Annotated in this window: 18 protein-coding genes; 8 read left to right on the plus strand and 10 right to left on the minus strand. The window is 73.3% G+C overall.

The genetic code is table 11. The features are described 5' to 3' along the window. The first annotated feature begins 35 nt into the window (after window positions 1-35). On the plus strand, window positions 36-1199 hold the full coding sequence (locus tag ACQEVJ_RS37580) for a glycosyltransferase family 4 protein (RefSeq protein ID WP_433109435.1): 1164 nt from the start codon (window positions 36-38) through the stop codon (window positions 1197-1199). Here ACQEVJ_RS37580 and ACQEVJ_RS37585 read toward each other — a convergent pair. The 4 genes from ACQEVJ_RS37585 to ACQEVJ_RS37600 all read right to left on the minus strand — a co-directional run bounded on the left by ACQEVJ_RS37585 (window position 1196) and on the right by ACQEVJ_RS37600 (window position 4812). Beyond that, the gene (locus tag ACQEVJ_RS37585) at window positions 1196-3337 is read right to left on the minus strand and encodes a peptidase domain-containing ABC transporter (protein ID WP_433109436.1); all 2142 of its coding nucleotides are present in this window, start codon (window positions 3335-3337) and stop codon (window positions 1196-1198) included. The genes ACQEVJ_RS37580 and ACQEVJ_RS37585 overlap by 4 nt on opposite strands. Beyond that, on the minus strand, window positions 3334-3564 hold the full coding sequence (locus ACQEVJ_RS37590; protein ID WP_433109437.1) for a hypothetical protein: 231 nt from the start codon (window positions 3562-3564) through the stop codon (window positions 3334-3336). The genes ACQEVJ_RS37585 and ACQEVJ_RS37590 overlap by 4 nt, the downstream gene beginning before the upstream one ends. A 181-nt stretch (window positions 3565-3745) precedes the next feature. Further along, the gene (locus ACQEVJ_RS37595; RefSeq protein ID WP_433109438.1) at window positions 3746-4435 is read right to left on the minus strand and encodes a hypothetical protein; all 690 of its coding nucleotides are present in this window, start codon (window positions 4433-4435) and stop codon (window positions 3746-3748) included. Window positions 4436-4461: 26 nt separating this feature from the next. After that, entirely contained in the window at window positions 4462-4812 is a 351-nt protein-coding gene (locus ACQEVJ_RS37600) for a hypothetical protein (RefSeq protein ID WP_433109439.1), read from the minus strand. Window positions 4813-4951: 139 nt separating this feature from the next. Between ACQEVJ_RS37600 and ACQEVJ_RS37605 the strand changes: the two genes are divergently transcribed. Both ACQEVJ_RS37605 and ACQEVJ_RS37610 read left to right on the plus strand, forming a co-directional pair. Beyond that, on the plus strand, window positions 4952-6940 hold the full coding sequence (locus ACQEVJ_RS37605) for a histidine kinase (protein WP_433109440.1): 1989 nt from the start codon (window positions 4952-4954) through the stop codon (window positions 6938-6940). Then, the gene (locus tag ACQEVJ_RS37610; RefSeq protein ID WP_433109441.1) at window positions 6928-7572 is read left to right on the plus strand and encodes a response regulator transcription factor; all 645 of its coding nucleotides are present in this window, start codon (window positions 6928-6930) and stop codon (window positions 7570-7572) included. The genes ACQEVJ_RS37605 and ACQEVJ_RS37610 overlap by 13 nt, the downstream gene beginning before the upstream one ends. Here ACQEVJ_RS37610 and ACQEVJ_RS37615 read toward each other — a convergent pair. Continuing rightward, a complete protein-coding gene (locus tag ACQEVJ_RS37615) occupies window positions 7551-8795 on the minus strand; it encodes an RNA polymerase sigma factor (protein WP_433109442.1) in 1245 nt (414 codons plus the stop codon). The genes ACQEVJ_RS37610 and ACQEVJ_RS37615 overlap by 22 nt on opposite strands. Beyond that, window positions 8779-9147, minus strand: a complete 369-nt coding sequence (locus ACQEVJ_RS37620) for a YciI family protein (RefSeq protein WP_433109443.1) — start codon at window positions 9145-9147, stop codon at window positions 8779-8781. Before ACQEVJ_RS37620 ends, ACQEVJ_RS37615 begins: the two co-directional genes overlap by 17 nt. 160 nt (window positions 9148-9307) lie before the next feature. Here ACQEVJ_RS37620 and ACQEVJ_RS37625 point away from each other — a divergent pair, with 160 nt between their 5' ends. The 5 genes from ACQEVJ_RS37625 to ACQEVJ_RS37645 all read left to right on the plus strand — a co-directional run bounded on the left by ACQEVJ_RS37625 (window position 9308) and on the right by ACQEVJ_RS37645 (window position 13396). Then, the gene (locus ACQEVJ_RS37625) at window positions 9308-10057 is read left to right on the plus strand and encodes an acetoacetate decarboxylase family protein (RefSeq protein WP_433109444.1); all 750 of its coding nucleotides are present in this window, start codon (window positions 9308-9310) and stop codon (window positions 10055-10057) included. 43 nt (window positions 10058-10100) lie between these two features. Next, the gene (locus ACQEVJ_RS37630) at window positions 10101-10751 is read left to right on the plus strand and encodes a response regulator (protein WP_433109445.1); all 651 of its coding nucleotides are present in this window, start codon (window positions 10101-10103) and stop codon (window positions 10749-10751) included. A 30-nt stretch (window positions 10752-10781) separates the two neighbouring features. After that, window positions 10782-12011, plus strand: coding sequence for a sensor histidine kinase (locus tag ACQEVJ_RS37635; protein WP_433109446.1), 1230 nt, complete (start codon window positions 10782-10784; stop codon window positions 12009-12011). An 87-nt stretch (window positions 12012-12098) separates the two neighbouring features. Next, window positions 12099-12491: a hypothetical protein gene (locus ACQEVJ_RS37640; protein ID WP_433109447.1), complete on the plus strand. Its 393-nt coding sequence runs from the start codon at window positions 12099-12101 to the stop codon at window positions 12489-12491. Next, window positions 12488-13396, plus strand: a complete 909-nt coding sequence (locus tag ACQEVJ_RS37645; protein ID WP_433109448.1) for an ATP-binding cassette domain-containing protein — start codon at window positions 12488-12490, stop codon at window positions 13394-13396. Before ACQEVJ_RS37640 ends, ACQEVJ_RS37645 begins: the two co-directional genes overlap by 4 nt. A 1466-nt stretch (window positions 13397-14862) precedes the next feature. Here ACQEVJ_RS37645 and ACQEVJ_RS37650 read toward each other — a convergent pair. From ACQEVJ_RS37650 to ACQEVJ_RS37665, 4 genes are all read right to left on the minus strand, one after another. Beyond that, the gene (locus ACQEVJ_RS37650; protein WP_433109449.1) at window positions 14863-15918 is read right to left on the minus strand and encodes an ion transporter; all 1056 of its coding nucleotides are present in this window, start codon (window positions 15916-15918) and stop codon (window positions 14863-14865) included. Between the two features lie 237 nt (window positions 15919-16155). Next, a complete protein-coding gene (locus tag ACQEVJ_RS37655) occupies window positions 16156-17037 on the minus strand; it encodes a glycosyltransferase family 2 protein (RefSeq protein ID WP_433109450.1) in 882 nt (293 codons plus the stop codon). Between the two features lie 180 nt (window positions 17038-17217). Beyond that, a complete protein-coding gene (locus ACQEVJ_RS37660; RefSeq protein ID WP_433109451.1) occupies window positions 17218-17976 on the minus strand; it encodes a CDP-alcohol phosphatidyltransferase family protein in 759 nt (252 codons plus the stop codon). Beyond that, a complete protein-coding gene (locus ACQEVJ_RS37665; protein ID WP_433113183.1) occupies window positions 17954-18994 on the minus strand; it encodes an iron-containing alcohol dehydrogenase family protein in 1041 nt (346 codons plus the stop codon). The genes ACQEVJ_RS37660 and ACQEVJ_RS37665 overlap by 23 nt, the downstream gene beginning before the upstream one ends. Between the last annotated feature and the right edge of the window lie 21 nt (window positions 18995-19015).

Raw genomic sequence — 19015 nt, forward strand, 5'->3', positions numbered from 1 at the left:
CCGGTCATTTCGGACGGTGCGGTCAGCCTCCCCATATGAGGGTATGCGTCGGCACGACAGTCCATCATCCCGAGGACGCCCGGATCACCCACCGGCAGATCCGGGCGCTGCTCGACGCCGGGCACGAGGTGACCTTCGTCGCGCCGTTCACGCACTGCAACGTGACGCCGCGGCCGGGCATCCGGGCCGTGGACGTGCCGAGGGCCGTGGGCCTGCACCGGGGCAAGGCGCTGCGGGCCGCCGCCTCCGCCCTGCGCAAGGCGGTGCGAGACGCCGACCTGCTGCTCGTGCACGACATCGAGCTGCTGCTCGCGCTGCCGCGCAGGCGGCCGCCCACGGTCTGGGACGTCCACGAGGACACGATCGGCGCGCTGAACGCCAAGACGTACCTGCCGGGGCCGTTGCGGAGCGTCCTGCCGCCGCTGATCCGCGCGGTCGAGGGCCGGGCGGAGCGGCGACTCCACCTCATCCTCGCCGAGGAGTCCTACCGTGAGCGCTTCCCCGGCGCGCATCCCGTGGTGCCCAACCACACGTACGTGCCGCCGACGCCGCCCGCGCCGCCGGGGGACTCCCGGATCGTCTACGTGGGCCACATCTCCATCGCGCGCGGCGCGGCCGAGATGGTGGAGATCGCCCGGCGGCTCCGGCCGTACGGCATCCGCCTGGACCTGATCGGACCGGCCGACGCCGCGGTGCGTCCGATGCTGCGCGACGCGCAGCGCGCGGGGCTGCTCGACTGGTTCGGGTACGTCCCCAACAACCACGCGCTGCGGATGGCCGAGGGCGCCCTGGCCGGGCTGTCCCTGCTGCACGACGTGCCGAACTACCGCGAGTCGACGCCCACGAAGGTCATCGAATACATGGCCCGCGGCATACCCGTCGTCACGACCCCGCTGCCGAGGGCCGCGTCCCTGGTCGGACGGGTCGACTGCGGGACGATCGTCCCGTTCGGCGAGGTCGAAGCGGTGGCCGACGCGGTCGTGCAGTGTGTGCTCCGCCTGCGCGATGACGCCGAACGACGTGCCGCGATGGGCGCCCGGGGCTACGTCGAGGCGCTGAACCACTACCACTGGCCCGCCGCGGCCGGGGAGTTCGTCTCCCTGCTCGAGCGGTGGGCCCAGGCCCCGAGCTCCGTCTCCGCCCTGCCGGACCGCTCTCCCGCCGGCCGCCTGACCAACCTGTCGGGCCAGAACGTCTAAGGGCCGGCGCCGGACATCTGAGCGGCGACGAGGCGGGCGTAGCGGCCGCGCAGGGCGAGGAGCTCGGTGTGGGTGCCGCGTTCGACCACGCGTCCGTGGTCCAGGACGAGGATCTGATCGGCGTCCCTGATCGTGCTGAGGCGGTGGGCGATGACGACGCGGGTCTGGGTCAGGCCGGCCAGGCGCGCCTCGATGGCCGCCTCGGTCGCGGCGTCGAGCTGACTGGTGGCCTCATCCAGCAACAGCACCTTGGGACGGGGCAGCAGCGCGCGGGCCAGGGCGATGCGCTGACGCTGACCTCCCGACAGTCCGCCGCCCTCGACGAGGATCGTGTCGTACCCCATCGGCATCGCGGCGATCTCCTCCTGTAGGCAGGCGCGGGCGGCCGCCTCGACGATCCGCTCGACGGACGCGGCCGGATCGTTCAGCGCGATGTTCTCCCGGATCGTGCCGGTGAACAGGGACGGCTGCTGGGTGACCACGCCGAACTGGCGGCGCAGCGACCGCGGGTTCAGCTCACCGGCGGGCACCCCGTCGTAGCGGATCTCCCCCTCGGTCGGGGTGTGCAGGGCCAGCAGCAACCTGGCCAGCGTGCTCTTGCCCGAGCCGGAGGCGCCCACCAGCGCGATCTTCTGCCCGGACCGCACCGCCAGGTTGACGTCACGCAGGATCCACGGGCCGCGCGGATCATGGCGGTAGCTCACGCCGCGCAGCTCGATCGCGCCGCGCAGGCGCAGCACCTCGATCCCGGCCGACGGTTCGGGCTCGGCGGCCAGGATGTCGGACAGGCGGTCGAAATGCGCCCCGGCCTGCTGAAGGTTCTGCAGGGAGGTCATCAGCGAGCCGAGCGGGGTCAGCGCGGCGGCGGCGACGGAGTTGAGCGCCAGCAGCGCGCCCAGGCTCAGCTGGCCGTCCAGCACCCGCGAGGCCCCGGCCCACAACAGCGCCAGCGGCGCCAGATAACGGATCGCGCCGAGCGCGGCCTCGACCAGTGCCCGGATCTGCCCGCCGCGCACATCGGCGTCCAGCTGGGCGGTGAACTGGTCCGACCAGCGGCGCATCGCGCGCGGCTCGGCCCCGGAGGCCTTGAGCGTCTCGATCCCGCCGACCGCCTCCAGCAGGCGGCTTTGCGTGGCGGCCAGGGCCGCCAGCTCCCGCCGGGTGTGATCACCCACTTTCCCCGCCGTGGCCAGCAGCAGCACGCCCTGGGCCGCGGCCAGCGCCACCAGCACACCCCCCAGCAGCGGATCGGCCACCACCACGAGCACCAGGTAGACCACCGCGAGCGGCCCGTCCAGCAGTGTCGCCAGGATCTGCCCGGTCAGCGTCTGCCGCAGCGCGGCGACGCTGCTCGCCCGGTTCAGCAGGTCGCCGGTTCCCCGGGTGGCGAAATACCGGTAGGGCAGCGCGACCAGATGACCGACCAGGTTCCGCGTCACCTCCCCGTCGGTGCGGGCGCGAAGGGCCACCAGCAGCATGGCGCGCAGGTAGGCGAGGGTGAACTGGGTGAGCGTGGCGGCGGCCACGGCGGCGCCGGCGAGTGCGAGCAGGTGCCCTTCCCCGCCGGGCAGAATGCGGTCGACCACCACCTGCAGCGCGACCGCCAGGCCCAGGCCGAGCACCTGCAGCAGCGCCGAGGCCGCCAGCACCTGGGCGAGCAGCCCCTTGCGGCGCAGCAGCAGGGTCCGCACGAACTCCCGCCGCCAGGCTCGGGCGGCGTCCGAACGCCCCCGCCGGAAGCCCGGGCCGGGCTCGAAGGCCAGCACCACCCCGGTGAACCCGTTGCCGAACTCCTCAGGGGACAGCCGCCTGCGGCCCAGGCCGGGGTCCACCACGTCCACATGACCGGGCGTCCAGCGTTCCACGACCACGAAGTGCTGGAACTCCCAGTGGACCACGGCCGGCATCGGCACCCGGGCCAGGTCGGCCGGCTCCAGCGAGAACGCCCGCGCCTGCAGGCCGTGCTGCCGGGCGGCCTGCACGATCGCCAGCGCACTCAGCCCGTCCCTGCCCACCTGCAGCCGGTCGGCCATCTCCCGCACCGTCGTACGCCGCCCGTGGAAGGACAACACCATGGCCAAACACGCGGCCCCGCACTCGGTCGCCGCGTTCTGCACGACGACGGGCACCCGCCTCACCGTCCGCCTCCCCGGCCCGCGTCGACCGCCGCGCCCGTCCCTGTGGGAGCGGCGGTCGCGCCATCGTCCAGGAGCGGCCAGGTGAACAGGGACAGCACCGCGACCAGCACCGCGACCACCATCCACAGGATCACGAACCTGCGGACGCCCGTCTCCGGGGTCGCGGGCTGCTCCACGGGGGCGGCGCGGCGGCGCAGTGCCTCCTCACGGAAGATCCCGCCGCTCACGGCGCGCTCAGTCCCCGGGACCGGCCGTTCCTCGCGGCCCCGCCGCCTCCCTGGCCGCGTTCACGGCGGCGCTCGATCGTGGTCACCGGTTTCCCTTCCGCTCTCCCCCGACGCTAGGGACCGTGACTTGGGGATCACTTGAAGGCGACCTCAGACCCCGGCCCCACGGCGCGTCCGCGGATCACCGGGACGCGGCCAGCAGGCGCATGCCGGTGACCGTCAGGCCGACGGCCTGGGTGAGCGCTCCCGCGACCTCGAACCACTCGGTGCCGGCCACGAGCCCGATCACGTGCAGCGGCGGCCACGCCATGATCCCGGCGGCGGCCCAGAGCGGCACCACGCGGGCGCGGAGCAGGGCCAGCCCGAGCAGCAGCGTGCCGGCCAGGTTGCCGAGCACGAAGAGCAGGAACACCCAGACGGCCGACGGGTCGCTCTGGGCGCCGTCGACGACCGCCGCGTAGTCCGCGAGAGGGCCTCCGCGTCCCGCCATGACGTCCACGGTGATCCCGCTGAAGACGATTGCGAAGTAGCAGATGTAGCCACCCGCCATGAGGGTCGCGCCGAGGAAGCCGAGCCTGCGGCTCCGGTCCGCGAGGAGCCGCCTGGCACCGAGGACGGCCGGGACCATGAGCAGGCTGCCCAGCATCGCGGCGACGGTGGACAGGCGCATCTCGCCGGGGTGGGCCGCCGTCAGCGCAAGCGCCTCCGCGCCGGTGGCGTCGCTTCCGCCGCCGCGCGTGGCCCACGCGTACGCGGCGTTGGCGACGACGAAACCCCACGGGGCGGTGAACAGCGCCAGGGCGAGCGGCACATGACGAGCGTGCGGCGGAGCCGCCACCTGACCGCCGGAGGACGCGATGGACGTTTCCATGGATTCTCCTCAATCGAAGGGAAAGGTCAGGCCTGGGAGCGCAGCGCCGGGGCGAGGAACGCGACGCAGGCGAGGGTGAGCACGACGCCGACCGCGGCTACCGCGATCGCCGGCGCCGGGGCCCCGTCGGCGAAGAACGCCGGCACGGCGGTGAGCGCCGACAGCAGCCTGGTGACGATCACGGCCACCACCCCGGCGCGGCTGCCGCGCCAGGCCAGCACGACGCCGGCCAACGTGATCAAGCCCAGTACGCCGCCGGCGAGGGCCACCGCGAACGGCGGGTGCTCGCCGTCGCCGAACGGCACCGAGATCACGTCGATGAGACCGAACAGGCCGGCTATGACCAGGCCGATGACGAGGGGGGTGGAGCGTTTCATGTGCTTCTCCTGAGCTGCGGGATGCCGATGTCCGCAGTGTGGGCGCGCGGGCCCCGTCGGCGGATCCGGGCCGCCCCCGGTCCGATCTCCGTGCTGGCACGTATTCACCCCGGCCCGCCCCGCGACCTACGGTGTGCTCGTGGCACTCCCCCGTCTGCTCGCGTACGCCGCCGTGATGGTGGTGTGCGCGCTGACGGGCGTCGGGGTGGTGCTGGCCGTGCTCGCCGGTGACGGCGCGCCGGCGCGGGGCGGACTGACGCTCGCGATCGGCACCGCGCTCGCCCTGCCCTCCGTCGGGCTCGGCGTGCTGGTCGCCACCCGGCGTCCGCGCAGCGTGGTGGGCCTGCTGCTCGTGCTGGCCGGGGCGACGTCCGTGTGGCTGACGGTCGGCCAGCTGTACGAGAGCCTGGCCGCGCGGCGTCCGGGGCTGCCGTTCTCCGAGGTCTACGCGGCGCTGTCGCAGGGCGACTGGATGTTCCTGTACGTGCCGGCGGCGCTGCTCACGCTCGTCTTTCCCGACGGGCGCCTGCCGGGGCGGCGCTGGCGCTGGGCCGTCGCCGGGCTGCTGGTCGTGCCCGTGCTGTTCATGCTGATCGCGGCGTGCGTCCCCGGCACGTACCCGCCGCCGTTCGAGAGCACGTCCCACCTGCGGCTTCCGGAGGCGTACCTGCCGGTGCTGGAGATCGCGGGAGCGGCGCTGCTGCCGGTCTTCCTCGGGCTGCTGGTCGCGTCGGCGGCGGCGATGGTGATCCGCTACCGACGGGCGGCCGGCGAGATCAGCCGGGCGCGGCTCAAGTGGTTCGCCCTCGGCGGCGGCTTCCTGCCGCTCACGCTGCTGCTGTGCTGGGCCAGTTACCTGTTCCTCGGCAGTTCCGACCTGGTGGTGATCGGCCTGGCGGCGACGGCCGTGTCGATCCCGGTGGCGACCGCGATCGCGGTGCTGCGCCACGACCTCTACGACGTCGACCGGGCGATCAGCGCGGCGGTCACCTACGCCATGGTGACCGCGGTCCTGCTGAGCTTCTACACGGCCGCCTCGTTCCTCGTCGGCCTCGGCGCCGGCCGCGGCTCGCCCGTCGCGGCGGCCGCCGCCACCGCCGTCTGCGCCGCCGCGCTGTCCCCGTTGCGGGTGCGGCTCCAGCGCGGGGTGGACCGCCGGCTCTACCCGGCCCGGCAAGCCATGCTGACCGCCGTACGGCACCTGCGCGACCGCATCCACGCCGGGCAGGCGCGGCCGGAGGAACTGGAGGCGGCGCTGCGCGACGCGCTGCGCGACCCCGCGCTCCGCGTCGGTTACCGGCTGCCGGGTGCCACCGGGCTGGTCGACGCGACCGGCGCCCCCGTCGATCCTGGCGACTCCCTCGTGACACCCGTACGGCTCGGGGGCCACGAGATCGGCGCGATCGTACGCGGCCGGGCGGGCACCCGGGAGCTGCTGCGCGAGGCGGCCGACGCGAGCGCGCTGCTCATCGAGGTGGTCCGGCTGCGGATCGAGGTGAGCCGGGCGCTCGAAGAGGCCGAGGCCAGCCGGACCCGGCTGCTGCACGCCGGTTACGAGGAGCGGCGACGGCTCGAACGCGACCTGCACGACGGGGCCCAGCAGCGCCTGGTGTCCCTCGGCATGGCGATCCGGCTCGCCCAGCGGCACCTCGGCGACGGCACGGCCGACGTCGGCGCCCTGCTGGACGAGTGGGTGGCCGAGCTGGCCGTCGCGGTCACCGAGCTGCGGCAGATCGCGCACGGCCTGCGGCCGAGCAGCCTCGACGACGGTCTCGGCAACGCGCTGGTCACGCTGGCCGGGAAGGTCCCGGTGCCCGTGGCGCTCGACGTGTCGGCCGACGACCTGCCCGACGACGTGGCGATGACCGCCTACTACGTGGCGAGTGAGGCGATGACGAACGCGGTCAAGCACGCCGGCCCCGCCGCCATCGGCGTCCGCGTCAACCGGACCGGCGACCGGGTCACCGTGCGGATCAGCGACGACGGGCGGGGCGGGGCCGAGATGCGGCCGGGCGCCGGGCTGGCGGGCCTGGCCGACCGGGTCCGTGCGGCGGGCGGCGCGCTGCGGCTGTCCAGCCCGGAGGGCGGCGGGACGACGGTGGAGGCGGTGCTGCCGTGCGCGTCGTGATCGGTGAGGACTCCGCCCTGTTCAGGGAGGGGCTGGCCCGGCTGCTCGCCGACGCCGGGCACGAGGTCGTGGCCAAGGCCCAGGACGCCCCCGAGCTGGTCGCCGCCGTGGACGATGCCGCTCCCGACCTGGTCATCGCGGACATCCGGATGCCGCCCGACCACACCGACGACGGCGCGCGGGCGGCCCGGCGGATCCGCGACGCCCACCCCGGCCTCGGCATCGTCCTGCTCTCCCAGCACGTCGAGACCCGGCACTCCGTCGACCTGGTGTCCCGCGGCGGGTTCGGCTACCTGCTCAAGGACCGGGTCTTCGACGTGGACGACTTCCTCGACACGCTGCGCCGGGTGGCGGCGGGCGGCTCCGCGCTCGACCCCGAGGTCGTCTCGCGCCTCATCGGCGTACGCCGGGTCGCCGACCCCCTCGCGTCGCTCAGCGCCCGTGAGCGGGAGGTGCTGGCGCTGATGGCGGAGGGCCGTACGAACGTCGGCATCGCCCGGCGGCTCTACCTGACCGACCGGACGGTGGAGACCCACGTCAGCTCGATCCTCGCCAAGCTCGGCCTGCCCGGCACGGAGGAGGACCACCGCCGCGTCCTGGCCGTCCTGCTCTACCTCAACTCCCGGACCTGACGCAGGCGGCGGTCGAGAAAGGCCCGCTCGGAGGCGTTCCGGGTGCGGGCGATCGCCGCCTCGCACGCCCGCGCGGCCTCCTCCGCCCGGCCGAGCCGCCGCAGCAGATCGGCCCTGACGGCGTGGAACAGGTGGTAGCCGTCCAGGTCGAGATCGTCCACGAGGGCGAGCGCGGCTTGCGGCCCGTCCACCTCGGCCACCGCGACCGCACGGTTCAGGGCGACGACAGGGCTTGGGGCGAGGGCGAGCAGGTGGTCGTACAGGCTCAGGATCTGCGGCCAGTCCGTGGCGGCGGCGATCGGCGCGTCGGCGTGGACGGCGTTGATCGCCGCCTGGATCTGGTACGGCCCCGGCCGGCCGCGCCGCAGGCACGCCCGCATGATGTCCTGGCCCTCGGCGACGAGCGCGCGGTCCCACCGGCCGCGGTCCTGCTCCGGCAGCGGCACGAGGTCGCCGGCCGGGGTGATGCGGGCGTCGCGCCGCGCGTGGACGAGCAGCATGAGCGCGAGCAGCCCCATGACCTCCGGCTCGTCGGGCATCAGCGCGGCCAGCAGGCGGCCGAGCCTGATGGCCTCCGCGCACAGGTCCTCGCGGGCCAGCCGGTCGCCCGCGCTCGCCGTGTGCCCCTCGTTGAAGATCAGGTAGACGACGGCGAGCACGGCCCTGAGGCGGTCGGGCAGGTCGGCCTCCCGCGGGACGCGGTACGGGATCCCCGCGTCGCGGATCTTGGCCTTGGCCCGGACCAGCCGCTGGGCCATGGTCGGCTCGGGGACCAGGAACGCCCGCGCGATCTCGGCCGTGGTGAGGCCGCCGAGCAGGCGCAGCGTGAGCGCGACCCGGGCGGCCGGGGCGAGCGCGGGGTGGCAGCAGGTGAAGATCAGGCGAAGCCGGTCGTCGTGCACGGGACCCTCCTCGGCCGGGCCGTCGCCCGGTTCGTCTCCAGGGGCGTGCAGCAGGACCGCCCGCGCGTGCCTGTCCGCACGCAGGGACTCCCGCCGGTGGCGGTCGATCACCCGGTTGCGGGCGGTCGTGATGATCCAGCCGGCCGGGCTTGGCGGCGTCCCTTCGCGCGGCCAGCGCCGCACCGCCTCGGCGAACGCGTCCTGGACCGCCTCCTCGGCGACGTCGATGTCGCCGAAGTGGCGGACCAGGACCGCGACGGCCCGGCCGTACTCCTCGCGGAACACCCGCTCGACGTCGGGCGCCCTACTCCCGGTCGTCATCGCCCTCCACGACGCCCGCGAAGGGGCGCACCTCCACTGGGAGCGTGGTCGCGCGGGCGAGCCTGCGACCCCACTCCAGCGCCGCGTCGAGGTCGGGCGCCTTGATGATCGTCAGCCCGCCGACGTGCTCCTTGCCCTCGGTGTACGGGCCGTCGGTGACGAGCTCCTCCCCGTCGCGCACCCGCACCACCGTTGCCGTGCCCGGGTCGTGCAGCCCACCGGAGAAGACCCACGCCCCCGCGGCGCGCAGTTCCCCGTTGAGGACCGCCAGGTCCCGCATGATCGGCTCCAGGACCTCCGGCGGGGGCGTCCCGCCGTCGGGCTGCTGGATGCTGAGCAGATAGTGCCTCATGGTCTCGAACACCTCCCGGGTGAGGCCCGCCCGGCGCGGGCCCGTTCACCCTCTACACGAACGGCCGCCCCGGATATCGACACCCGCCGGAAAAACGACTGGGACAACCTTGCCGCCGTACGGCTGTCGCCCGGCCGCCGGGCTTTGCTGTACTGGAAGCATGGCAAGCCATGTCGTCCAGGGTCGCAGGGTCGAGACGCCGGTGGAGGTCCGCGACGCGTCGGTCTGTCTCGCCGCATACCTGGTGCGGGCCGACGCCGCCCGCGCGGTCCTCGCGTACTCCGGAATGGACGTCACCGAGGTCCTGCCGGGCAAGGCCCTGTGCTCGCTGGTGTTCGTCCGCTATCACGACTCCGACCTGGGCTCCTACAACGAGTTCGGCGTCACCTTCCTCGTGCGGCCGGCCGACGCCGGCCCCCCGCCGAGGCGCGGGCCACTGGCCGGGCTGAAGGACCTGCGCGGGGCGGGGTCGGGCGCCTTCGTCCACTGGCTGCCGGTCGACCAGACGTTCACGCTGGAGGCCGGGCGGACCATCTGGGGCTTCCCCAAGGAACTGGCCGACGTGGATCTTCGGCTCGGCTCGCCGTACAAGCGGTGTCTGCTGCGCAGGGACGGCCGGATGGTCGTCGACCTGCTGATCAGGCCCGGCATCCCGGCGACGCCCGCGCCGCTGCTCGGCGAGGCCCTTCCCGTGCCGGACGCCTACGCCCATCTGGACGGGGTCACCCGCCGCATCCCCTGGACGGTCCGCGCCCGGGGGCTGCGCTGGCGGCCGGGCGGCGCGCTCGTCCGCCTCGGCAACCACCCGATCGCCAAGGAGCTGAGCGAGCTGGGCCTGCCCCGGCGGGCCTTGATGACGGCCACCGCCGAGCACGTGTCGATGGCGTTCCAGGAGCCGGGCCCGGCGTGACGCCGCCGCGGAACGCGCCCGGCGGGGCTGGAAGAATCGGCGGGTGATTCGTGTCCTGATCGCCGACGACCAGGAGATGGTGCGGCGGGGCCTGCGCCGCATCCTGGAGAGCCAGCCGGACATCCAGGTCGTCTGCGAGGCCGCCGACGGAGTGGCCGCGGTGGAGATGGCCCGGCGGTTCCAGCCGGACGTGGCGCTCGTCGACATCCGCATGCCCAGGATGGACGGGCTCGAGGTGACCCGGGCCCTCGCCGGCCCCGGCGCGGCGGTCCCGGTCAAGGTCGTGGTCGTGACGACCTTCGACCTGGACGAGTACGTCTACCCGGCGCTGCGGCACGGCGCGTCCGGGTTCCTGGTCAAGCGCTCGGGCCCCGCGCTCCTGGTCGAGGCGGTCCGGGCCGCCGTGGCCGGCGACACCCTGATCAGCCCCTCGGTCACGGTGCGGCTGCTCAGGCACGTCACGGGCAACGGCCCCCGGCACACGCCGCCGTCGGAGCCGCTGACCGAGCGCGAGATCGAGATCGCCGCCCAGGTCGCCGAGGGGAAGACCAACGCCGACATCGCCGCCGAGCTGTTCATCTCGCCAGGCACGGTCAAGACCCACGTGGCGAGCATCCAGCGCAAGCTCGGCGTGCGCAACCGGGTCGGCATCGCCGTACGCGCCTGGGAGCTGGGGTACGCCGTTGAGCGGTGACAGCTCCACTGCGTGCGTAGCCTCGGTGGCATGACGAGGTCCCGAATCCGCGCCTTCCTGTGCGTCGTGGCCGTGGTGACGGTGCCGATGCCGGCGATCCTCGCTCCCCCGCACGCGCTCGTCGTCGCCCTCTCCGCCACCCTGGCCGTCGCCGTCGCGCTGACGCGCTGGCCGTACCGGCGGATCGGCCTCGCCACGGCGGCGAGCGTCGTCGTGCTGGTCTCGTACGCCGTCACGTTCGTCTACCAGGGACGGCACCAGTTCGCCGGGCTGTGGCTGCCCGTTGAGATGGGCGCCCTGCTGCTCCTGTTCGGACGGGTCGTACGGCGGCTGCCGGGCCGGCAGGCGGCGGTCATCGGGGCGGCGCTCGGGATCGGGGCGGCCGTCGAGCTGCCGCTGCGGCTGACGCTGCGCATGCCCCGCCCGACGGCGGAGGCGTCGGTCATCGCCTGCCTCCTGTCGTTCTTCGCCGTGGTCGCCGTGGCCGCCGTCGCGCTGTACCTCAGGTCGCTGGACGACCGGCGGGTGCGCGCGGTGGCGGACGCGCGGCGGGCCCAGCGGCTGGAGACGGCCCGCGACCTGCACGACTTCGTCGCCCACGAGGTCACAGGGATCGTCCTGGAGGCCCAGGCGGCCCAGCTCGGCGAGCTCGATCCGCACGAGGCGCGGGAGCTCGCCGTACGCGTCGAGGAGGCGGGGCTGCGCGCGCTGGCGTCCATGGACCACATGGTGGGCGCGCTGCGCGATCCGGACGAGCGGGCGGCGGAGGAGCCGCCGCCGACCCGGGTCTACGGCCTGGCCGACCTGCCCGACCTGGTCGGCCGCTTCTCCGCCACCGGAAGGATCCCCGCCCGGCTCGACATGGCCGGCGACGTCGCCCTCCTGGTGGCCCCGGAGATCGGCGGCACCGCGTACGCCGTCGTGCTCGAGGCGCTGACCAACGTGCGGCGGCACGCCTCCTCCGCGACCCGCGTGGTGGTCACGGTCGCCCCAATCGACGGCTTGGTCGACGGCGCAGTCGACGGCGCGGCCCTGCGGGTGACCGTCACCGACGACGCCGGCGGAGGCACCCGTCCGGCCGGTCTCGCCGGAGACGACCGGCACGGCGGCGGCACCGGCCTGATCGGCCTGGCCGAGCGGGTGAAGGCGCTCGGGGGCGCGCTCCACGCGGGCCGCCAGGCGGCGGGGTGGCAGGTCAGCGCCGTCCTCCCCGTTCCGGAGGGCGCCCAAGGAAGGAACCGGAGCCCCGCCGGCCGCTGATCGGGTCCCCGATATCTGCCGAACGGCAGATGCCCGCCCGGCCGCCCACAGCGGATCCTGCTCGGGACGGCTTACCCGGAGGATCCGATGACTACGCGCAAGACGGTGTGGTGTGCCTTGACGGTGCTCGCGGCGGCGGTTCTGAGCGGCTGCGCAGACGCCTCGAAGGCCACACCGGTGTCCCAGACCTTCCCGTTCGGCGGCAGGACGCTCGACGTGCGGGCGCACGACACCCCGACCGACCTCGTCGCGACGGACAGGAAGGACATCAAGGTCACCCTGTGGTTCGACGTGCACGGCACCAACCCCCATTCCAGCCAGACCCTCGACGGCAACACGCTCGATCTCAACGCCGGGTGCTCCGGGTGGGCCGACTGCTCGGCCCGGTTCAGGGTCGAGGTGCCCCGCGAGGTCAGGGTGCTGCGCGACGGCCGCAAGACGGATCTGCGCGGCCTGCCCGAGTCGGGTGGAACGCGATGAGCGGCACGACGGGGGCGACGCCGACCCTCGAACTGGTGGACGTCACCAAGACCTACAAGGGCGGCAAGCGCGCGGTCGACGGCGTCACCCTGCGGTGCGGCGCGGGACTGCTCGGCCTGCTCGGCCCCAACGGGGCGGGGAAGTCGACGCTGATGCGGATCTGCGCGACGGTCACCCGGCCGACGGGCGGCAGGGTCCTGTTCGACGGGACCGACGTGGTGTCCCGGCCCGGCGCGCTTCGCGGGGTGCTCGGGTACCTCCCCCAGGACTTCGGCGTCTACCCGCACCTGACCGCGCGGGAGTTCCTCTCCTACCTCGCGGCCCTGAAAGGGCTGGCCGCGCGTCCGGCGCGTGCGCGCGTCGACGAGCTGCTCGAACTGGTCAACCTCACGGAGGCGGTGCGGAGGCCCCTCGGCAAGTACTCCGGCGGCATGCTGCGCCGGGTCGGCATCGCCCAGGCCCTGCTGGCCGACCCGAGGGTGGTGATCGTGGACGAGCCGACGGCGGGGCTCGACCCCGAGGAGCGGGTGCGGTTCCGCGCGTTGCTCGGCGACCTGGCGGAGGACCGGGTGGTCCTGCTGTCCACGCACATCGTGTCCGACATCGAGTCCGTCGCGTCCGACGTCGCCGTCGTGGCCGGGGGACGGCTGCTGCGGCGCGGCACCCCGGAGGCGCTGCTCGCCGAGGTGGACGGCCACGTCTGGGAGACGGTCGCCGGGCCCGCAGAGGCCGCCGTCCTGCGGGAGCGTCACCCGGCCAGCCGCGTGATCCGCACGGCGGACGGCGTCCGCCTGCGGCTCCTGTCGGACACGCCGCCGGCCCCCGGCGCCGTACGGGTGCCCCCCGACCTGGAGGACCTGTATCTCGCCGTCGTGGGCGGCGGCGTCCGGGAGGTGGCCCGATGACGGCACGGGTCACGGCACGGGTCACGGCACGGGTCACGGCACGGGTCACGGCACGGGTCACGGCACGGGTCACGGCACGGGTCACGGCACGGGTCACGGCACGGGTCACGGCACGGGTCACGGCACGGGCGACGATCGCGCTCGCCGTCGCCGACTTCCGTGAGCGGGTCCGGCGGCCCGCGTACGCGATGATCCTGCTGGCGGCGGTCGGCCTGGCCCGGCTGGCCGTCCCGCCCGCCGACTCCACGTGGGTGATCCTGGACGTCGGAGGCTACCGCGGCGTCTACACCAGCGCCTGGGTCGGGACGGCGACCGCGCTCGCCGGTGCCCTCTGGCTCACTCTGGGCGGGTTCTACCTGGTGCGCGACGCGATCGGCCGGGATGAACGCACCCGCGTGGGCCAGCTCGTCGCCGCCACGCCGCTGCGCACGTCCGCGTATCTGCTGGGGAAGTTCCTCAGCGACTTCCTGGTGCTCGCCTCGATGGCGGGCGTGCTCGCGGTGACCGCGCCGATCATGCAGCTCGCCCGCGGCGAGTCCGGAGCCGTGGACCCGGCGGCGATCCTCCTGCCCTTCCTGACGATCACGCTGCCCCCGCTCGCGCTGACGGCGGCGACCGCGGTGCTGTTCGAGACCGTGCCGCTGCTTCGGGGCGGCGTGGGGAACGTCGTCTGGTTCGTCGTCTCCCTGGTCCTCCTGATCGGCGGCCAGTCGCGGAAGGCGCCCCTCGGCGGTCTCGGCGTGCACCAGGCCGCCGACTCGATGCGCGCCGCCCTCGCCGCGCAGGGCGTCGACGTGCACGGCCGGGAGTTCAGCCTGGGCCTGACCTCCGTCGCCAAGCCGCTGCGCACCTTCCACTGGGACGGCTTCTCCGTCACCGGCGCGTTCGTCGGCGGCCGTCTTGTCGTCTTCCTTCTGGCGGTCGTCGTGGCACTGCTGCCATGCCTGTGGTTCGCCCGGTTCGACCCGGCGCGCCGTCTCACCGGCCCGGCCGTCGCGCCGTACGAGCCGGACGTCACCGCCGACAGCAGGCGACCGGCCTTCCGGACCACGTCCCCCGCCACGCCTTGGACCGTGCCCGGGGTCGCGCCGCGTCCGGGCCGGGCGCTGCGACGGCTTCTCGCCGGTGAGCTGCGCATCCTCCTCCAGGGCGTCTCGCGCTGGTGGTGGCTCGTGACCGCCGGGGTGACGGCGGCCGCCTTCGCCACGCCGGAGCCCGCGACCATGCTCCCGTTCGCCTGGATATGGCCGGTGCTGATCTGGTCGAGGCTGGGAACGCAGCGGGTGGAATACGGAGTGGAGGGACTGCTCGGCGCCTATCCCGCGCCCTGGCGCGGGCTGGTCGCGGAATGGGCCGCCGGGGTCGTCCTCACGGCCATGACCGGCGTGGGGCCCCTCGTCCGCATGGCGGTCGCCGCCGACTGGCCCGGAATGTGGTCATGGGCGGGCGGCGCGCTCCTGGTTCCCTCACTCGCCCTGGCGCTCGGCGTGGTCTGCCGTACGCACCGGGTCTTCCAGGTCGTCTACCTCGGCCTGTGGTATCTCGCCGTCAACGGGACGGCGGCCGTCGACTACATGGGCGCGGTCCGTTCTGAAGGGCTGCCCGCCGGGCCGTCCCCGCTCGTCGTGGCCGGCCTCGCCTCGGCCCTGCTCTGCGCCGCCCTGGCCGTCCGCACCGCCCGCCACGCGACCCGCTGACGCGGCGTGTGCCGGGGTCGGCGGATGCGGCAGGACGGCCGCCAGCCGGTCGACCTTCTCGCTCAGCGCCCTGATCTCGTTCATGACCGCGGTGTGCTGCTCCAGTTCCAACGCCTGGTCGTCCTTCCACCGCTGGGCGTTGACCTCGGCCTCCATCGCGGAAACGATCACACCGATGAGCAGGTTGAGGACGAAGAACGCCGTGATCACGATGAACGTGGCGAAGAAGATCCACGCCAGCGGCTCCTTGGCCATCACGTCCTCGGCGACCTGCGGCCAGTTCTCGACGGTGAGCACCGTGAACATGGTGAACAGCGACTGCCCGAGATCTCCGAAGTACTGCGGGGCCGCTTCACGGAAGAGCTGTTCGCCGATCACGGACGCCATGTAAAGCGACAGCAGCAGGAGGACCACGGCCGAGGCCAGTCCCGGAATCGCGGCGAACAGCGCCGAGACCACCCGTCGCATGCCCGGCACCACGGAGATGAGCCGCAGGACGCGCAGGAATCGGAAGAGCCGCAGGATCGACAACGACTCGGAGGCCGGCACGAGCGCGACGCCGACGATGATCATGTCGAACCAGCTCCAGGGGTCACGGAAGAACGCCTTTCCGTGCGCGACGATCCGCAGGAGGATCTCGACGACGAAAAAGGCGAGGATGACCCGGTCGATCACGAGGAAGGCCGTGGCGTGGCGGTCGGCCAGCTCGGGTGAGGTCTCCAGCCCGAGCGCGATCCCGTTCAGCGCGATGACGGCGATGACCGCACGTTGGAAGACCGGCGAGTCGACGAAGACACGGAGCCGTTCGCGATCGAAAACGGGCAATCCCACACCCCAGGGAGATCAGGCAGAGCAAACGCCCGAAATCCTACAGTTTGCGCCTGACTCCAGTTTCCCGAGGGCGTCGGCCGCCGAACCCTCCGGCCGACTACCGGGGCGAGGGGACAAGAGACCGAGTGCCGATCAGCCGGCCACTCGACCCGCCCCGGCCCGGTCACCCCATGGTTGCCGGCGCAGGCCCGCGTCCGTGGCGGCCGCCACCTGCGTCGCCGGGGCGAACTGCTAGACGATGGGCGGGCGGCCGAGGCGGAGCATGCGCCAGGCGGTGCGCCAGGCCATGGGACGGCGCTCGCCCGCCGGCTCGCGCAGCCCTTCGAAGAAGCCGCGGAACCACGCCTTGATCGCGGGCATCGAACGCTCGCGTACGAGCGTGAGCACGACCCAGTTGAGCAGGTAGAGCATCGCGAGCGGCCACGGCAGGTTGCGCCGGGCCAGCCAGACGCGGTTGCGGGCGTTCAGCCGGTAGAAGTCCGTGTGCCGGGACGGCAGCACCAGCGGGTGGTACATGACCGTCTCGGCGTCGTACTCGATGCGGTAGCCCTCGCCCAGCAGGCGCCAGGCGAGGTCGGTCTCCTCATGGGCGTAGAAGAACCGCTCGGGCAATCCGCCGACCTGCAGGAACGCCGACTTGCGGATGGCGCAGGCGCCGCCGAGGAAGGTCGTCACCGGGGAGGACCGCTCGGGGTCGCCGGCCCGCAGGCGCGGCACGTGCCGCCGCTGCACCGAGCCGCCCTCGGGGTCCATCACCCGGAAGCTGATCACGGAGAGGTCGGGCTCGTGCGTGAACCGCTCGCGGACGTGCGCGGCGACCTTGGCGTTGGCATACCAGCCGTCGTCGTCCAGGAACAGGACGATGTCGCCCGAGCACTCCTGCACGCCGCGGTTGCGCCCCTCGGGGATGCCCGCGTTGTGCTCCAGCCGTACCGTCTTGATCGTCGCGGCGGAGCCGGGGAGCGGCTGGGCGGTCAGCTCCGGCACGTCCGCGCCGTTGCCGACGATGACCACCTCGATGTCGCCGTCGGTCTGGGTGAGCGCGGACTCCACCGCCCGGTCGAGCTCAGCGATCCTGTTGCCCATGGTGAGGATGACACAGGAGATTTTCACCGCGTCATCGCCTCGAGGTGGGGCACACTACACACGACTTCATGATCACCGAGTCTGTATGGCCGGGCAATCCGGAATCTGCCTGGTTTACCGTGGAATAAGGGTATCGGAACTGCCAACAAACCCCTACCCAACCGCGAATGTACGGCCGACCGGCATGCCTCGCGGGAAGCGACGCGCTCATGAGAGCCGCCGGGAGGCGAGGATGCTGACCAGGTGCAGCACGAGCTGGACTCCCGCGATGACGACGCAGGCGACCACGAGGATCCGGGTGGCGGAGAACCAGTTGTCGAGCACCGCCGCGCCCACGACGATCAGCGACAGCTCGACGGCCTGGATCAGCCGGTGGAACCGCAGCGCCGCCGCGGCCCTGCGGGCCAGCGCGAGCCGCGGCGAGGTGAACTGCTGCGCCGCCGCCTCGGTGGTCGCCACCAGGCCCGACCGGGCGCGGGCGACGTCGACCAGGTCGGTCTCCGACTTGATCAGGATCGCGCCGAGCGCCGCGGCCACGCCCATCACCGTGTACCAGTCGGGCAGGGTCTCCGAGGCCCGGAAGCCCAGCCCGATCAGCAGCGCCGCCTCGGCGAAGTAGTGCCCGACCCGGTCGAGGTAGACCCCGGTGATCGACGTACGGCCGGTCCACCGGGCCAGTTCCCCGTCGGAACAGTCGAGCAGCAGGTAGACCTGGATGAGCAGGGCCGCGCCCAGCGCCGCCCAGAAGCCGGGAAGGGCGAGCACGGCGCCCGCCGCCACCCCACACACGATCATCAGGCCGGTGACCTGGTTCGGCGAGATGGGGGTCTTGGCCAGCAGCCAGGTGGCGTAGATGGACAGGCGCCGCATGTACAGCAGGCCGGCCCAGTGCTCGCCGCTGCGGCGGTCCATGGTGGTCTGCGGCTGGGCGACCGCGCGAAGCTCAGCGACCGACGGCGCGGACATAGTCCTCAACTCTCCCCTGGACCTCGTGCTCCGACAGCCGGAGGTGCTCAAGGATGGTGTAGCGGCCGGGCCGGGTGCTGGGGGCCAGCATCACCGCGGCCGTGAACTGGTCGGTCGTCAGGCCGACGTCTCCGGGTATGACGGGCAGGCCGTGCCGCCTGAGGCAGTTGGTCACCTGGCCGAGCCGGTGCGCGTCCTCCCGGAGGAAGTAGCAGAACGCCGCGCCGATGCCGGCCAGCTCACCGTGATTGGATGTGCCGGGGAAAAGCTGATCCACAGCATGAAGGATCTCATGATCGCCACCACTCGCCGGACGGCTTGACCCCGCGATGACCATCGACATCCCCGACAGGATCAGCGCCTCGGCGAGCACGGTCAGGAACGCGTCCGACTCGATCGAGTCCTGCCGGCCGAGGACGGCCTCTGCCGCGGTGCGCGACATGGAGATCGCCAGCCCGTCGATGGGCTCGCCCCGCTCGGTGTTGCCGAGCTGCCAGTCCTCGATGGCCGACAGGTTGCTGAGCACGTCGCCGATCCCGGACCGGACGAGCGAGGGCGGGGCGTCGTGGACGAACTCGAGGTCCACCATGATCGCCAGCGGCATGGGGACGCCGAACGAGCCCTTGCCGCCCTCGTACACCAGCGAGGCCACCGGCGAACAGATGCCGTCGTGCGAGAGGTTGGTGGCGACGGCGACCATGGGAATGCCGGCGAGCGACGCGGCGTACTTGGTGGCGTCGATCGTCTTGCCGCCGCCGATGCCGACCACCGCCTCGTAGTTGCCCTTGCGCAGGTCCGCGCCGAGTGACACGGCCGCGTCCACGGTGCCGTCCGGCACCCGGAGCACCTTGGCCTCACCCAGCGACGGAGCGATGACCTCCGCGATGCGGTCGCCCTGCCCGACACCGACCGCGACCGCGACCCGGCCGGAGGTGGCCACCCTGCTGTCGGCGAGCAGGGTGCCGAGCTGCGCGATCGCGCCCCGCCGCACCTCCATCTTGAGGGGGGCGGGGAGCATCCTTGCCAGAATCGGCATGCG

Source organism: Microbispora sp. CA-102843, from assembly GCF_050936215.1.
Taxonomy (GTDB): Bacteria; Actinomycetota; Actinomycetes; order Streptosporangiales; family Streptosporangiaceae; genus Microbispora.

Coding starts and splice junctions, on each gene's coding strand:
- ACQEVJ_RS37600 (WP_433109439.1), bottom strand. CDS start 4,812: ATGAAACGCTCCACCCCCCTCGTCATCGGCCTGGTCATAGCCGGCCTG.
- ACQEVJ_RS37625 (WP_433109444.1), top strand. CDS start 9,308: ATGGCAAGCCATGTCGTCCAGGGTCGCAGGGTCGAGACGCCGGTGGAG.
- ACQEVJ_RS37595 (WP_433109438.1), bottom strand. CDS start 4,435: ATGGAAACGTCCATCGCGTCCTCCGGCGGTCAGGTGGCGGCTCCGCCG.
- ACQEVJ_RS37640 (WP_433109447.1), top strand. CDS start 12,099: ATGACTACGCGCAAGACGGTGTGGTGTGCCTTGACGGTGCTCGCGGCG.
- ACQEVJ_RS37620 (WP_433109443.1), bottom strand. CDS start 9,147: ATGAGGCACTATCTGCTCAGCATCCAGCAGCCCGACGGCGGGACGCCC.
- ACQEVJ_RS37580 (WP_433109435.1), top strand. CDS start 36: ATGAGGGTATGCGTCGGCACGACAGTCCATCATCCCGAGGACGCCCGG.
- ACQEVJ_RS37615 (WP_433109442.1), bottom strand. CDS start 8,795: ATGACGACCGGGAGTAGGGCGCCCGACGTCGAGCGGGTGTTCCGCGAG.
- ACQEVJ_RS37660 (WP_433109451.1), bottom strand. CDS start 17,976: ATGTCCGCGCCGTCGGTCGCTGAGCTTCGCGCGGTCGCCCAGCCGCAG.
- ACQEVJ_RS37645 (WP_433109448.1), top strand. CDS start 12,488: ATGAGCGGCACGACGGGGGCGACGCCGACCCTCGAACTGGTGGACGTC.
- ACQEVJ_RS37665 (WP_433113183.1), bottom strand. CDS start 18,994: ATGCTCCCCGCCCCCCTCAAGATGGAGGTGCGGCGGGGCGCGATCGCG.
- ACQEVJ_RS37635 (WP_433109446.1), top strand. CDS start 10,782: ATGACGAGGTCCCGAATCCGCGCCTTCCTGTGCGTCGTGGCCGTGGTG.